Origin of the sequence: Criblamydia sequanensis CRIB-18, from assembly GCF_000750955.1 — a bacterium.
Taxonomy (GTDB): domain Bacteria; phylum Chlamydiota; class Chlamydiia; order Chlamydiales; family Criblamydiaceae; genus Criblamydia; species Criblamydia sequanensis.
This window is the reverse complement of the sequence record NZ_CCEJ010000010.1, coordinates 41,994-56,074: the sequence shown is the minus strand read 5'-3', so window position 1 is coordinate 56,074 and position 14,081 is coordinate 41,994. Positions and strand designations below refer to the sequence as shown.

At 38.6% G+C, this 14,081-nt stretch carries 15 protein-coding genes; 5 read left to right on the top strand and 10 right to left on the bottom strand.

Translation table 11 applies throughout. The features are described 5' to 3' along the window. Positions 1-29 precede the first annotated feature (29 nt). Positions 30-590, top strand: coding sequence for a GNAT family N-acetyltransferase (locus CSEC_RS10450; protein WP_041018423.1), 561 nt, complete (start codon positions 30-32; stop codon positions 588-590). Here CSEC_RS10450 and CSEC_RS10445 read toward each other — a convergent pair. Both CSEC_RS10445 and CSEC_RS10440 read right to left on the bottom strand, forming a co-directional pair. Beyond that, complete coding sequence (locus CSEC_RS10445; RefSeq protein WP_053332005.1) at positions 564-2,483, bottom strand: serine hydrolase domain-containing protein; 1,920 nt, start codon at positions 2,481-2,483, stop codon at positions 564-566. The two genes, CSEC_RS10450 and CSEC_RS10445, sit on opposite strands and share 27 nt — an antisense overlap. Then, entirely contained in the window at positions 2,480-3,202 is a 723-nt protein-coding gene (locus tag CSEC_RS10440) for an SDR family NAD(P)-dependent oxidoreductase (protein WP_041018422.1), read from the bottom strand. Before CSEC_RS10440 ends, CSEC_RS10445 begins: the two co-directional genes overlap by 4 nt. Positions 3,203-3,532: 330 nt before the next feature. Between CSEC_RS10440 and CSEC_RS13055 the strand changes: the two genes are divergently transcribed. Further along, positions 3,533-3,694, top strand: a complete 162-nt coding sequence (locus CSEC_RS13055; RefSeq protein WP_079978045.1) for a TspO/MBR family protein — start codon at positions 3,533-3,535, stop codon at positions 3,692-3,694. A 12-nt stretch (positions 3,695-3,706) separates the two neighbouring features. On the opposite strand, the gene CSEC_RS10435 is transcribed toward CSEC_RS13055, so the two are convergent. From CSEC_RS10435 to ahr, 3 genes are all read right to left on the bottom strand, one after another. After that, positions 3,707-4,084, bottom strand: a complete 378-nt coding sequence (locus CSEC_RS10435) for a DoxX family protein (RefSeq protein ID WP_041018421.1) — start codon at positions 4,082-4,084, stop codon at positions 3,707-3,709. A 493-nt stretch (positions 4,085-4,577) separates the two neighbouring features. Continuing rightward, on the bottom strand, positions 4,578-5,456 hold the full coding sequence (locus CSEC_RS10430; protein WP_053332004.1) for an SDR family oxidoreductase: 879 nt from the start codon (positions 5,454-5,456) through the stop codon (positions 4,578-4,580). A gap of 89 nt (positions 5,457-5,545) precedes the next feature. After that, positions 5,546-6,556 (bottom strand): NADPH-dependent aldehyde reductase Ahr, encoded by a 1,011-nt coding sequence (gene ahr / locus CSEC_RS10425; protein WP_041018420.1) that lies wholly within the window; start codon positions 6,554-6,556, stop codon positions 5,546-5,548. A 130-nt stretch (positions 6,557-6,686) separates the two neighbouring features. On the opposite strand from ahr, the gene CSEC_RS10420 reads away from it, so the two are divergent. From CSEC_RS10420 to CSEC_RS10410, 3 genes are read left to right on the top strand one after another with little or no spacing between them, the layout of a single operon-like run. Further along, positions 6,687-7,286 (top strand): helix-turn-helix transcriptional regulator, encoded by a 600-nt coding sequence (locus CSEC_RS10420; RefSeq protein ID WP_237559239.1) that lies wholly within the window; start codon positions 6,687-6,689, stop codon positions 7,284-7,286. A gap of 19 nt (positions 7,287-7,305) precedes the next feature. Continuing rightward, positions 7,306-8,253 (top strand): threonine ammonia-lyase, encoded by a 948-nt coding sequence (locus tag CSEC_RS10415; RefSeq protein WP_041018418.1) that lies wholly within the window; start codon positions 7,306-7,308, stop codon positions 8,251-8,253. Next, positions 8,250-9,194, top strand: a complete 945-nt coding sequence (locus CSEC_RS10410; protein ID WP_041018417.1) for a Rossmann-fold NAD(P)-binding domain-containing protein — start codon at positions 8,250-8,252, stop codon at positions 9,192-9,194. The genes CSEC_RS10415 and CSEC_RS10410 overlap by 4 nt, the downstream gene beginning before the upstream one ends. Before the next feature lie 148 nt (positions 9,195-9,342). On the opposite strand, the gene CSEC_RS10405 is transcribed toward CSEC_RS10410, so the two are convergent. Genes CSEC_RS10405 through bioB form a run of 5 tightly spaced genes read right to left on the bottom strand, consistent with a single transcriptional unit; the run spans position 9,343 to position 13,939 of the window. Next, the gene (locus CSEC_RS10405; RefSeq protein WP_041018416.1) at positions 9,343-9,969 is read right to left on the bottom strand and encodes a hypothetical protein; all 627 of its coding nucleotides are present in this window, start codon (positions 9,967-9,969) and stop codon (positions 9,343-9,345) included. Continuing rightward, on the bottom strand, positions 9,966-11,261 hold the full coding sequence (gene bioA, locus CSEC_RS10400; RefSeq protein ID WP_041018415.1) for an adenosylmethionine--8-amino-7-oxononanoate transaminase: 1,296 nt from the start codon (positions 11,259-11,261) through the stop codon (positions 9,966-9,968). The genes CSEC_RS10405 and bioA overlap by 4 nt, the downstream gene beginning before the upstream one ends. Beyond that, positions 11,228-11,857 (bottom strand): dethiobiotin synthase, encoded by a 630-nt coding sequence (gene bioD / locus CSEC_RS10395; RefSeq protein ID WP_041018414.1) that lies wholly within the window; start codon positions 11,855-11,857, stop codon positions 11,228-11,230. Before bioD ends, bioA begins: the two co-directional genes overlap by 34 nt. After that, positions 11,850-12,971: an aminotransferase class I/II-fold pyridoxal phosphate-dependent enzyme gene (locus CSEC_RS10390; protein WP_041018413.1), complete on the bottom strand. Its 1,122-nt coding sequence runs from the start codon at positions 12,969-12,971 to the stop codon at positions 11,850-11,852. The genes bioD and CSEC_RS10390 overlap by 8 nt, the downstream gene beginning before the upstream one ends. Next, positions 12,968-13,939, bottom strand: a complete 972-nt coding sequence (bioB, locus tag CSEC_RS10385; RefSeq protein ID WP_041018412.1) for a biotin synthase BioB — start codon at positions 13,937-13,939, stop codon at positions 12,968-12,970. The genes CSEC_RS10390 and bioB overlap by 4 nt, the downstream gene beginning before the upstream one ends. Between the last annotated feature and the right edge of the window lie 142 nt (positions 13,940-14,081).

Here is a 14,081-nt window from a genome sequence, read left to right as displayed (position 1 = left end):
TTAAGCTTCCTTAAAATAGGTAAATGGACATGGTTAGCAAAACTGATTTTTCTTTTGCATGGGTTAAGGAATCTCAAAAAGATTTCCTGGAAAAATGGTTAAAACAAGAGCACATCAAAGAATGGTTTCACGGCCAAGGCTTGCAAAATACCCTTAATGACTTGGATCTTTTTTATAAAGGTCATCCTTCTTTATGTGAACATTGGATAGCTTATATAAATAATAAACCTTTTGGCTATATGATCACCTCCGAGGTAAGAAAGGATGAGGAAGATGATTTAATTAACTGGTGTCAAAAAGAGGGCCGTGCCATTACGCTGGATCTCTTTATTTGCGAGCCTAAATATATGGGCAAAGGACTTGCAGTGCCAATGATCCAAACCTTCCTGCTAACTCATTTTGCAGACATTTCTGAAGTATTAATCGATCCTGAAGCCACTAATTTACGTGCCATTCACGTGTATAAAAAAGCAGGTTTTAAGATCGTCGGCGAGTTTATTGCTAGCTGGCATCCGGTGCCGCATTACAAAATGCGTCTAGACATGGATGACTTAAAAAATGTTTTAATACCTCAACCAAAAATCGATTAAATTCCAATGGAAAAGAAACCAGGAAAATCCCATAAAAGCGCAAGCTAATAAGGTATTCCAAATTTTTCCAAAAAATTCTTTCTTTTGATTATTCCAGCTTATAAAGCAGTTATAACTAAACGTAAGAGAGCCTAAAATAGCAGTCAAAGCAATTCCTTGCAGTACCCTTAAGGCTAGATCACTTCTTTTAGATAGCATTGAAAAATCAGTGAGCTGGCTTGCAAAAACAAACATTCCGATAACATACCCTGCTATGCAAAGACAGACAAGATAGGAAATTTTTCTTAATCCCTTCTCTTTTGGCTGCGAGGTGATGTTGTAATGTTTTCTAACCCATACCACAATCGGCCATGTTAGGAGTGTCAGTAGAACGATGATCAAACTAAATCCAAGAACTGAATAATTAAAAATTTGTTTATCAAGAAGGTTAGGGATTTGTTGAAAAACAACTGTAGGATAAAAAGTATCATAAGTGATATGGGCTGTTTTTTTTCCATTGTAATCCGTACTAAAAGCAATCTTGGCTTTGCCATCAATTTCTTGAAAAACCATTGGAGCAATTTCACGAAAGTGAAGAGGCGACCCTTTCAATCCTGTAAGTCCTGAAACTGAAAGAATATTGTCTTGTAAATTGGCAGCTACCTTAAGCTCTTGAAAAAGTTTGAATAGCCTTAAAAAAGTAGTTTCAGAGCGTCGGCTAGGCTCATAACTTCCCACCACATCTTGTATATTTGAAGTTTCTTCAAAAGGCTCTAAAATCATTGATTTATCAGGAAAATAGCGATTCATAAATTTATCGAAGAGAACCTCTCTTGGATCAAGTGTGAATTTACCGGCACTATTATAAGAGATAAAAAGGCCGGTATTAGCCCCTATAATCAAGAAGATATTGCTCCGAAATAAACTAGTGTTTCCCTCATGTCCAATAATCCGATGCCCGTTTCGAGACTGCTCGTAAAATCCAAGACACATCGCATTCATGGATGAAGGCCAGCCTGCTTGTCGTTTATGCATTTGCTGGATCGTTTCAGGTTTTAAGATTTCTGCATTTCCAAATCGTCCTTTTTGCAAATGCATGATCATAAAACGGGACATGTCAATCGCAGAGGTGGAAAGAGCCCCTGCAGGCCCTACTTGAAGAAGTTCAAATGGCTTGGAGTCATCAGATGCTAGAAGGTATCCATTAGAGGCTTTAAAAGCTTCTGGAAGCGGCTGAAGAAAGGTTGAGTCACTCATAGTAAGAGGTTTAAAAATATGTTCCTCTATATAGTCATAAAAATTCTGTTTGGAAATTCGTTCTACAATGTAGGCGGCTAAAGTTGTCGCATAGTTAGAGTAGGCCGGTACTAAACCCGGAGGAAAAATCCGATTTGGCAAGTGAGAAGGCAAGTACTGCGATAAGGGATATAAGTCTTCTGGCGATTTTACCATCAAGTCTTTAAAGGATTCTTCAAAACCGCTTCTATGGGTCATGATGTCTGAGAGAGTGATAGGCTTATCAAAAGTATTAGGAACTTTAAAATCTAAATAGTCATTAATATTTCGATCTAACTCTAACTTGCCTTGTTCAACTAGCTGCATTACGGCTGTCCAAACGAATAATTTTGAGATGGAACCGGTTCGAAATAAGGTTTGTTCAGGCGATATGGGGGCTTTTTTAGCAACATCTGCAAACCCATACCCTTTTGTAAAAAGTAAAGCCCCGTCCTTAACCACCGCAATGACAGCTCCCGCGATATGGGCTTCTTCAATTTGAGAAGGAATGAGCGTATCGAAAAATGAGTCAAGATCTTCTTGGGTTAATTCATGTTTTTTTGAGAGACCTTCTTTGATTTGGGTGGCATGGGAAACTATCGTTAGAATGGAAAATAGGAATGTGTAAAAGAATTTCATAAAGCCATCCGTTGATAAAGCCAATTAGGCATGCATTTAAGTGCCCAGCCTATTAACCGCCATCTATGTGTAATATAGGCTTGTTTTTTCTTTTTTTTAATTGCAGAATAGATTTGATGAGCGGCTTCTTGAGTTGTGGCTACCCAAAATTTACCTTCGCCCTTTGCCATTTCAGTATCCACAAAGCCGGGTTTGATATCTGTAACGACAATAGGTAGATTTTCTTGAAATGCTTTTTTTCTTAAGCCTTCTAGATAATTAGACATAAAAGCTTTGGAAGCATTATAAGCCGGCGCTATGGCATTGCCTCTAAGAGCGCCTATGGAGGAGATTCCAACTATTTGCCCATGCCCTTGCTTAGAGAAAAATTTATAGACTTCTCCCATAACCGCGGAAAAACCGGAAACATTGACATCGATGGTTTGTTCCTCCTTTGACCAATCCAATTCCGGGTTTAAAAAACCGATTCCGGCATTAAAAACGATAAGATCTACACCCTTCATCCTTTGGATCAAAGCTCGTATTTTTTCAATAGCGTCTGGAACTCTTCTTAAGTCTAGGTGTTCAGTAAAACTATTAGTTTGAATTTCATTTTTTAAAGACTCAAGAAGATCGGTCCGCCTTGCCACTAAGCCGACTTCATAGCCTTTTTTAGCAAGGGTGATCGCAAGCTCTCTGCCTATTCCTGAAGATGCGCCTATAACAATTGCTTTTTTCAATTTTATGCCCTTAAAGGTTATCTTACACTAAACAAGTTTAACAAAATCCTTAATCTCTTTCATTAAATTTTCTAGATTGAAACTGCCTAAGGATTTAAAAATTAAAAACTGTTAGGACTCTCTCCTAACAGTAAATTTAAGAATTAATCTTCAGGCAAAAATTTCACATTTTGCCCGCAAATAAAGATCTTTTCACGTGTCAAGACCGGAGAGGGGGCTTCGGCATTTATCGCAGGAGGCTATTATTGAAGCTGGCTTATTGAATTTGAGAAAATTGGCCTTTAGAAGTTATTTCTGAAAGAGAATTGAAGTTTTTTCAAGGTATTGATCATGGACCAAATCGATATCGTTTTGCTATGCTTATTGATCAGTTTGACAATCGTTAAGGCTTGGTCGGTTCGACCTATGGCAAGTCTTTTATTGATTCCTTATTTAATTTGGGTCATGTATGCGGCATCGCTTAATGCCGGAATATGGCTGCCCTATCGGTAAAATAAAATTTATTTAGAATTGATAAAAGGACCCAAGGCAAATGATTAGGCTAAAAATTAGCATGATCAACGCCGGAACCCACTTCTTAAATGGATCTTCAACTTTTATGTGCAAGACTAAAGCTCCAGCCATCAAAACAGAAACGACAAGCGCTGCCGGGAAAACTAGGAAGGGTTTCCATATTCCTAAAAGAAGCAAGATAGCCGAGGTGATTTTGAGAAATCCGACAACATAGAAAGACCATAAAGGCAAACCGTAGGCTGCGAATTCATTTTTTAAAGAACTACTGTTACATCCCCGATAATCGGTTTTTTTATCGCTTCGTATTAACCAAACATTTAGCAAGCCAAAGGCTACAATTAATTGAAGTAAGATGAGGATGTAATGCATGATATATTTCTCTTAAACGTTCATATCTTATTTATTTTCAATGCTAATATTTGGTCTTAATTTTTTAATTCCAAGAGAAAACAGGATGTCTTTCTTTGGAATAGTTTTAGTTCGCTCGCTACCAAAAATACCGAACCAAATAAGTTGAAATCACACTTACCGTTCCGGCTAAGCAACTTCCCCAGGCAATCTCAACAATCGTTACAATCCAAGGCCAATGCATTTATGAAGTTAATTTAGAAGGGACTATTCTAAATATTAGACTTCATCTTACCCTATGCCTATTTCTATACAAGTTTTTTTTGAAAAATTATATAAAAATAAGTGTTTGGGAGCAAATTAGAGCAGTCTGCCACTTTAAGCTTTACTGCAGCCTCCAATAATTTTGAGCTTGCCCCTCAATTTTCGGTATTGATTCGGTCAAGCTGAGGTGCCTGATTTTCCAGTTTGAACTTGGTAAAAAATATCATGTAGTCTAAGAAGGTAGGACTTTCTAAGTGCTGCTTATTTTTTTGCACTGAAATAATTCGCGTGAAATAGGCATCATCCCGTCTTTAAGGGGTAAAAAAAGCGTTTGGACTAAGGGGCGATTGGGATCTACAGCATAATGAGAGAAATCAGTAACGCCTGTTTCCCGAAGTAAAGTTTCATCTATAAAAAATTGACCTGAAGCTTCTTTAAAGGTTCGTTGAGACAGGGCATAAGCTGCGTCTGCCATGATCGAAGGCAACCGGCTTCCTGCATAGACATCTCGCGATAGGTGTTCTTTAAGTCTTGGAGTCGCAATATTAGTTTGCGGCCAAAGTGAGTTGACTGCGATGCCAGAAACACGAAACTCTGCAGCCATGCCTTTTGTGCATAGGCTCATTCCATACTTTCCGAGCGCAAATGGCAAGTAGTCTCTCAACCACTCTTCTTCAAGATTAAGGGGAGGAGAGATATTAATTATGTGCGAGTTTGTTCCTTCTTTTAAATAGGGATAGCAAAGTTTTGAAAGAAAAAAAGCTGCACGCACACTTGTTGATTGAGCAAGATCATATTCTTCGGGTGATGTATGAAGCGTGTCGTTAAAGCAAGGAGCGCTTGTATTATTAACCAATATATCTAGGCTGCCAAATTGTTCTACTGCTTTTAAAACAAGATTCTCCAATTCTTGATAGTCGCGAACGTCGGAATCACAGGGTAAAGCATAGCCGCCTGCTTTAATAACCCCATCAACTGTCTCTTTAACTTTATCCGGTGTATCTTTAGAGGCTAGAACAATATTAAATCCCTCAGCCCCGAAACGATAGGCAATAGCTTGTCCAATCCCTTGACAGCCGCCTGTAATAAGGATTGTCTTTGTTTTATTTCTATCTTTTAATGCAGTCATAATGCAATGCGAAAAAGGAATTAAAGAAATTACTGTTTGATAACTTTTACAGTAATGATTTTTTCAATTCAAGCTATATTGTCCAACGTTTAGAAATCAGCGTCAAGAACAATTCGATAACGCGCTTTTCCGGATTCAAGATGCTCAAAAGCCTCATTAATTTGACTCATGGGAAAATGTTCGGTAGTTGGCGTGATATTATGCAAAGCTGAAAAATCCAGCATGTCAGCTATGGCCACCGGAGGACCGACAGGAGAGCTTGAAAGGCTCCTTTGAGCTAAAAGGAGAGAAAAAATAGAGACGGGGATAGGTTGTGTTACAACTCCAAGAAAATGAATCCGTCCTTTTGGGGCTAGGGTCGCGATCAAGGCTTGCCAATCCAAGGGAACGTTTAAAGTGACAAGTAAGAGATCTAATTTTCCGGCAAGTTTTTTAATCGCAGCAGAATCTTTACTTGAAATCACATTCTGGGCTCCAAAATCCTTTGCTTCTTTAAATTTGCTTTCGCTTGAAGTAAAAGCTGTGATTTCAAAGCCCATAGCTGCTGCGAATTTAACTGCCATGTGGCCAAGTCCGCCAATCCCGACAATCCCGACATGATCCGTCGGTTTACCATAAGTTGATAACGGATTAAAAACCGTGATGCCGCCGCAAAGTAAAGGGCCTGCATCTGCCAAAGGAAGATTTTCCGGAATAGGGATAGTCCAAGCCCAATGGGCTCTTACGCGGCTTGCAAAGCCGCCTTTATGGCCAATAATAGTGGATACAGCTTCCGGGCAAAAATTTTGGTTTCCGGATAGACATTGATGGCAATGCATACAACTTCCGCAAGTCCAGCCAATGCCAACTTTCTGACCCACCTTAAGCCCTTTGACAGCAGAACCTAGGGCTGCCACCCGACCCGAAATTTCGTGGCCTAGAACAGCAGGAAATTTTGAATTGCCCCACTCATTATTAAGGAATGAGAGATCGGAATGGCAAATTCCGCAATGCTCGACTGCGACTTCCACCTCATCCTCTCCTAAAGGTCCTAGATCAATTTCTTGCTTTGTAAATTTACTTTTTGGGGCGGAAGCCACCCATGCTTGAATTTTTGACATGGTAAGACTCCTTTGCTGAACACAAGTTGTTTAAAAAGATAAATAATTCTTTAACATTTATTTTGCAAAAACAATCTGTTGTAGACATAAAAGTCTAATTTAGACTAAAATGTATATAAAAAGAGGAAAGGTGTCTGAATTGAACGAATATTATTCTGTAGCCGAAGCTATTACCGTTTTATTACATCCCCATGCAGAAGTTGTGATTCACGATCTAAAGACAGGAAAAATTGCGGCTATTTTCAACAATTTTTCAAAAAGAAAAATTGGAGATGACTCATTAATAGAGGATCTTCCGGATTATACCAACCTTCCCGATGTTTTTCCGGTTTACACCAAGATAAACTGGGACGGCATTAAACTAAAATCAACCACAGCGACACTTAGAGATAAAAATAAAGTTCCTATCGGTCTTTTGTGCATCAACTTGGATGTTTCAAAGTGGGAGGAGTTTCGGCATCTTTTAGATAAATGGTCGAATGTTGTCGATACCGAAAATAAGCCTGAGGTCCTTTTCAAGGATGACTGGCGTGAAAAGATAAATCTCTATGTTTCTGATTATCTAAAAAGAGAGGGGTTAACGCTAAAGGCTTTAAGCAAAGAAAATAAACGCGATCTGATTCAAGCTCTTTATCGGGAAGGGGGATTCAAAGCTAAGAATGCGGCTGCTTACTTAGCTGACGTTCTCGATCTTTCAAGAGCCACAGTTTATAACTACCTAAGTAAATAAACTTTCATAAAGAGAAGCTATGAATTCCATTATTGAACAAGCACGGCATGTCCTTAAAGGGAAAATTCGAAAGACACCGATTGAGTTTTCACCAAAGCTTTCGAATCTTTTTGGACAACCAATCTATTTAAAGCTTGAAAATTTGCAGATTACCGGTTCCTTCAAAGTTCGTGGAGGTTTTTTCTACCTATCGACTTTAGATGAAAAGAAAAAAGAAAAAGGGGTTGCAGCTTGTTCTGCGGGCAACCATGGCCTAGGGATTGCTTATGCTTGCAAGCAATTAGGGGTGCCCGCAATCGTGTTCGTTCCCAAAAATGTCGATCAAGCTAAATATAATAAATTATTAGAGCTTGGAGCCGAAGTAAAAAAATCAGAATTTGTTGGTTATGATGAAACCTTAGAGTGGGCTGCGAATGAGGCTAAGAAATTAGACATGACTCTTATCTCAGCTTTTGATGATGAAAAAATTATGGCTGCCAATGGAGGCACTCTTGCCTCTGAAGTTCTTGAACAAATGCCCGAAGCTAAGCATTTTATTTTACCCATGGGGGGAGGCGGGTTGTCTTCCGGGTTTGCTTGGCACATAAAAGAAAAAAGTCCTCATGCCAAAATTACTATTTGTCAGCTTTTTGAGTCTCCTGCTCTTAAATTATCTTTGAGTCAAGGTAAGCCCATCACTTACCTGCCTCCTATCGATACATTGGCCGGTGGACTGGAAGGAGGGCTTGGGGCGAAGTGTTATGATATTTTAAAAACAAGAGTGGATGAGATCGCTTTAATTAAAGAAAATGAGCTAAAAGAGGCTCTTCTTTGGCTTTTAAAAAATCATCAATACCTTATTGAACCTTCAGCTGCAGTTTCTCTCGCAAGTTGCCTTTTCGGACACATCAAACCAAAAGAGCCCACCGTCCTTGTATTAACAGGCCGTAATGTGAGCTTTTCCACCCTTCAGAAGTTGATATCATGAAAATTCTAAGCCTCGAAGTGATCAAAAAGGCTCTTTCAATTCCTAAGGTTTTGAAAGCCATTGAGGATGGTTTTATCGCTTATAGCCAAGGTCAAACGGTAATTCCTCCTGTAGCCTCGCTATCTTTTAAGGATCCTCCAGGAGACTGCCACATTAAATATGGGTACTTAAAGAAAGGAAAATATTATGTCGTAAAAGTGGCTTCCGGCTTCTATGAGAACCCAAAGTTAGGTTTATCCTCCAATAATGGCCTTATGCTATTATTTGATAAACAAACGGGAAGGTGCGTCTCAATCTTGTTGGATGAAGGGTATCTCACAGATATTCGAACCGCCGCAGCAGGTTATGTGGCAGCAAAGCTCCTAGCTCCAAAAAATATTACAAACATTGGAATCGTCGGAACGGGCGCTCAAGCCTATTACCAATTGAAATTTCTAAGGGAGGCCACAAAGTGCCGTAAAGTGATGGTTTGGGGAAGAGATATTGAGAAAGCAAAAAAACTATCTATGCACCATGATTTAAAGGAATGGGAGATACAGCCGATAAAAGATCTTGTAGAGCTTGCTTCTAAAAGTAATTTGATTATCACAACAACCGCTTCCACTCAGCCTATTATCTTCGCTGACTTTATCATGCCAGGCACACACATTACCGCTGTTGGGGCAGACGATACCCACAAACAAGAACTGGATGAAAATATCTTTGTAAAAGCGGATAGAGTCGTAGTAGATAGCAAAAGCCAGTGTGCTTTATTTGGCGATGCTTCCCATGCGATCAAAAAAGGCTCAATTAACTTCGAAAAATTAGTGGAATTAGGTGATGTCTTAGTCGATCCTTCTCTTGGCAGGACGTCAGAGGAGCAAATAACTGTTTGCGACTTGACAGGCATCGCCATTCAAGATTTACAAATAGCAGAGTGCGTCTTTTCTTCAATTTCTTAAGTTACTCTCAAAACTTTTAAGTATTGAAATTCTTCAATATCTACAACAGTGAGCTTTTTTTTGAAAAATTAGTCAAAGTCATCTTTATCCGTTAAATAAACAAAATGTAAATAGTAATTTGATGTAAAAAGAGTTTATAACCTTTATGTCATTCTATACTCTTTGATAAGCCATCTAACCAAGATTTACAAAGCTTGCTTTCTATAGAAAGGATTTTCTCCGCATAGTGAAGCCCTGAAGGGAATTTTTCAAGCCCTTCTTTCATCTCTAGAAGATGTTCTTTTTCCTCCAATAAAATAGATTTAACAGTGACCCTTGAGCTTGCTTTCCGTAGTATTTCTTCGTAGAGAGGGTATAATTCTTCGGCTCGCAACTCTATGGCATAGGTGACAAGTAAATAGGCACCTTCTTTGATTAAGTTATGCGATAACCCTAAAGATTTAAGGTAGCGAGAAGTTTTTATATTCAAGGCCCCTAAATAATGAAGAGTGGATGTTTCCCCAAGTATATTAGAGCGGGAATAGGTTTCTATTGATTCAGAAGATACTCTTCCAATTTGACGTTTTAGATAGTGGGCATGTCGAAATTCTTCAGCAGCGTGTTTTAGCATTTCTTCTTTAACTAAGGTGGGATGCTCACAAGCAGCAATTTGTCTTGCGCCGCAATTTTCAAGAAATGAAAGAGTATTAAGCCATCTGGCATGTAATTTTTCAGACAAAACGATAGTGCTTAGAATTTCTTTGATTTGTTTTGAAAAAGAAATAAATGAAGTCATAAGCCGCCTTCCAAAGTAAGAATAATTTGATCGTAGATAAATTGAAGTTCTTCCTCTTGAATACAGTAGGGAGGCAAAAGATAGAGAACGTTCCCTAAAGGACGAAGTAAAATTTTTTTTTCTAAAAAAAAGCCGTACAGTTGATCGCGAAGAGAATCAAAATAAGAAGGTGTATTTGTATGATATTCTAAAACTAAAATCGTGCCTTGTACTTCACATCTTTTTAGTTTAGGGTGGAATTTCCATTTTTGACAAAAAGAATGATGCGAATTTTCAATCAGTTTTCTTTGATGCGTGCATTTATCTTCTAATAAAAGATCAAGGCTTGCAAGAGCGCTGCTGCAAGCAAGGGGATTTGCGGTATACGAATGGCCATGTAGGAACGCTTGATGCAAATGATTTCCTAAAAATGCGTTAAAAATATTTTCCGTACAAATCGTTGCCCCAAGAGGTAAAAATCCGCCTGTTAGACCTTTGGATAAGCAGATAATATCGGGTTCTTCCTGAAGTTGATCGCATGCAAAGAGGGTTCCTGTTCGGCCAAATCCTGTCATGACTTCATCTGCTATGGTTAAAACTTGATGCTTCTTGCAGCTTTGAATTAAAAGGTCCAAACCATTTGGGGGATAAATAATCATCCCCCCAGAACCTAAAACAAGTGGTTCAAAAATAAAGCAAGCCGTGTCCTCTAACTCCAAAAGAGATTCAAGTTGCTGCAGGGAAGTTTTTTCTTGACCTTTTAAGGGTGGATCAATGGCTGTTACTTCAAAAAGGTGCGTCCAGAAGGGTCTATTAAACGGATTTTTTCCGGATGCTGACATAGCCCCAAAAGTGTCGCCATGATAACTATTTTTAAAACAGATAATCTTTTTTTTATTGACATTTTGGTTATGCCAAAACTGTATCGCTATTTTTAAAGCCGCTTCAACTGAAGTGGAACCATTATCGGAGTAGAAAACTTTAGACATTTTACCCGGTAGAAGAGAAATCAGCCTGGATGCTAAATCAATTGCTGGCGCATGGGTGAAGTCAGCAAAAATAACATGCTCTAATATTTCCGATTGAGATTTGATTTTTTGAGCAATATAGGGATGAGTATGCCCATGGAGGTTCACCCACCAAGAGGAAATGGCATCCAAATAGCAATTCCCGGAAGCGTCATAGAGATAGACTCCTTTTGCACGGACAATCGGAATAGGAGGTTTTGCGGTTTGCATTTGGGTAAAAGGGTGCCAAATGCAAGCTCTATCTTTATCAACTAAAGAAGTATTTTCGAAAAATGTGGTTGCCATTGTTTTACATACTTTTGAAGGGTTGTTTTTGTTACATAAGGTTCTTTTAGCAATCTTCCTAAAAAAGGAACTTTTGAGATGGCTAAGACGGCACTTTCACTATCAGGATTAGGGGGTCCATTAAAAATGATTCCAAGAAGTGGAATTTGGTGTTGTTTTAAAACTTCAAGGGTGAGCAAGGTATGATTTATACTCCCCAAGTAATGATTTGAAACAAGAATCCACTTGCAATTCCATGATTTGAATAATTCCAAGCTTACACATTGAGTAGTTACTGGAACCAAAATCCCGCCGACACCTTCAATGATCAAGGAACGATCTGTTGTGGGAGGAAAAACCTTTTTTAGATTGATAGAGATTTTCTCTAAACGTGCGGCATGATGAGGGGATAAGGGAGCCTTAAAAGAATAAGCGGGAGGATGAATAACATGTCTAGAGGGGTTTAGCCACTTTTTTACCTGTACTGTATCTGAATTTTCTTTATTTCCGCATTGAATCGGTTTCCAATAATCTCCATCAAAAAGAATTGTAAGAATAGTGCTTACAATCGTTTTACCAACCCCTGTTCCTATTCCTGACACCATAATATTATGCATAAAGAGGCTCCCTTATAACTGGAATGCGGTTCAGTAAAAGAGACAACTCATGCTCAGTATTGAAACTATGCAAGCAAATACGAAGAACTTCATTCCCACGTTTCACTGTAGGACTCAAAAGCGCTCTTACATCAAAGCCTAAATCCTGTAAATGTTGAGCTGCTAAGTTAGCTTGTTCATTTCCGGAAATAAGTATTGGTTGAATAGGGGTGATTGAAGAACTAGGTAAACTATTTCTAAAACGGTTGATTAAATTTTTAAGGTTTTGTCTTTCTTTTTCTAATTTCGGAAATAAGTCGTAGCAGCATTTGATAGAAGCCAGCGCTTGAAAAGGGAGGGCTGTTGTAAAGATAAAAGATTTAGCAAAATTTATAAGAGTTTCTTTTAAAAGGGAACTGCCAAGCACAATGGCGCCAAAAGTTCCTAGCGCTTTACCAAAAGTGACTATTATAGCAAAGACTTTATCGGTAAGACCGTATTCTGAAATTAAGCCTCTTCCTTGAGGTCCATAGATGCCCGCCGAATGAGCTTCATCAACAATCATATGAGCATTATATTTTTGAGAAAGCTTGCAAATTTCAAGCACTGGCGCCATGGAACCGTCTGTTGAGTAAATGGATTCGATGCAAATAAAGCGATTTTTGGAAAGATAACTTTTTTTAAGCCTCTCTTCTAGATGTTGAAGATCGTTATGTTTGAAGGGAACAGCTTTAGCTTTACTTAAGAGAATGCCATCATGGGTGGAAGCGTGCACACCTAAGTCGTAAAAAAACACACTTTCCTCGTTTCCAATAGCAGAAAGTAAGCCTAGATTTGCCATGTAGCCGGTATTGAAAAGAAGGCCCGCGTCAAAGCCATGGAATTTTGAAATTCTCTCCTCTAAATCTTGAGCGTAATTTGAATTACCCGTAAGTAAGCGGGACCCTGTTGATCCAATAAAAGGGTTCAAGTGATTTTCCCATTCTTGAAGAAATGCTTTTGCGAGGTCTGCAGATCTTGCAAGACCTAAATAATCATTGGATGAAAAATCAATTAAGTTTTCGTTAATCTTCAATTGTCTTAAATGACCAAACTTTCTTCGTATCAATAATTTATTTTCTAAGTGAGAGATCATGATTTTGAAGCCTTTTTAAACGCTGTTTTTTTCTTAAGACCAAGAAGTTGAAACATCTCTTCATCTTTGTCGATAGGAGTATTTGCAACGGTTAAAAGTTTCTCGCCGGCAAATATAGAATTTGCTCCCGATAGGAAACATAAGGCTTGTTCTTCATAAGACATCCCGATTCTTCCGCAAGCTAACCGGATCATACTTTTAGGCAGGACTATCCGAGCTATGGCAACGATTCGTATCAGTTCCCATACTGAAACTTTTGATTGACCTTCTAGAGGGGTACCTGGAATTTGGCTTAGTCTATTGATGGGGACTGATTCAGGATGCGGGTTTCTTGTTCCCAAGAGAAGCAGAAGTTCTAGCCGGTCCATATAGTCTTCTCCCATCCCTAAGATACCTCCGCAGCAAATACTTAGTTTCGAATTTTCTAAATGACTAAGTGTGTCCAAACGGTCTTGATAGGTTCTTGTCGTTATGATGGTTTTGTAGAATTTTTCCGAAGTATCTAAATTGTGGTTGTAAGCATAGAGACCAGCTTCTTTTAGCCTCTTTGCTTGAGATGCGTTGAGCATGCCTAAAGTACAGCAAACTTCTACACCTAAGCTTGTAATGGCTTCAATTATTTTAAGTATTTCTTCAAAAGGCTTGCCCTCACGCACTTCTCGCCAAGCGGCCCCCAAACAAACCCTCGTAGCTCCTTGTTTTATGGCACTTTTGGCATCTCTTAGCACTGCTTCAAAAGTCATCATCGGCTGAGCTTTAATAGAGGTTTGATAACGTGAGGATTGGGCGCAGTATTTGCAGTCTTCTTGGCAACCTCCTGTTTTAATGGAAATCAAACTGCAGACCTGAATTTCTGAAAGCTCATGAAATCGGCTATGAATTTGATTGGCTTTTGAAACAAGTTCAATGAAAGGTAAATCATACAAAACTTGAAGCTCTTCAAGTGTCCAATCATGTCTGATCGACATAAAATCACCATTTTTATTACTGATAAAGGAATTTTAGGACGATTTTTTTGATATTTCAATGAAAACATCCTTCATTTAAGGTCGTTTGAAACTAAAAAGTAGTTTATAAAAAATATAAAAAAGTTTAAAAAATAGGGAATAC

Excerpts from the sequence above, each read along its gene's own strand:
- bioA (WP_041018415.1), bottom strand. The coding sequence starts at position 11,261 with ATGGCAACCACATTTTTCGAAAATACTTCTTTAGTTGATAAAGATAGA.
- CSEC_RS13055 (WP_079978045.1), top strand. The coding sequence starts at position 3,533 with ATGGACCAAATCGATATCGTTTTGCTATGCTTATTGATCAGTTTGACA.
- bioB (WP_041018412.1), bottom strand. The coding sequence starts at position 13,939 with ATGTCGATCAGACATGATTGGACACTTGAAGAGCTTCAAGTTTTGTAT.
- CSEC_RS10430 (WP_053332004.1), bottom strand. The coding sequence starts at position 5,456 with ATGACTGCATTAAAAGATAGAAATAAAACAAAGACAATCCTTATTACA.
- bioD (WP_041018414.1), bottom strand. The coding sequence starts at position 11,857 with ATGCATAATATTATGGTGTCAGGAATAGGAACAGGGGTTGGTAAAACG.
- CSEC_RS10415 (WP_041018418.1), top strand. The coding sequence starts at position 7,306 with ATGAATTCCATTATTGAACAAGCACGGCATGTCCTTAAAGGGAAAATT.
- ahr (WP_041018420.1), bottom strand. The coding sequence starts at position 6,556 with ATGTCAAAAATTCAAGCATGGGTGGCTTCCGCCCCAAAAAGTAAATTT.
- CSEC_RS10435 (WP_041018421.1), bottom strand. The coding sequence starts at position 4,084 with ATGCATTACATCCTCATCTTACTTCAATTAATTGTAGCCTTTGGCTTG.
- CSEC_RS10445 (WP_053332005.1), bottom strand. The coding sequence starts at position 2,483 with ATGAAATTCTTTTACACATTCCTATTTTCCATTCTAACGATAGTTTCC.
- CSEC_RS10450 (WP_041018423.1), top strand. The coding sequence starts at position 30 with ATGGTTAGCAAAACTGATTTTTCTTTTGCATGGGTTAAGGAATCTCAA.
- CSEC_RS10410 (WP_041018417.1), top strand. The coding sequence starts at position 8,250 with ATGAAAATTCTAAGCCTCGAAGTGATCAAAAAGGCTCTTTCAATTCCT.
- CSEC_RS10390 (WP_041018413.1), bottom strand. The coding sequence starts at position 12,971 with ATGATCTCTCACTTAGAAAATAAATTATTGATACGAAGAAAGTTTGGT.
- CSEC_RS10405 (WP_041018416.1), bottom strand. The coding sequence starts at position 9,969 with ATGACTTCATTTATTTCTTTTTCAAAACAAATCAAAGAAATTCTAAGC.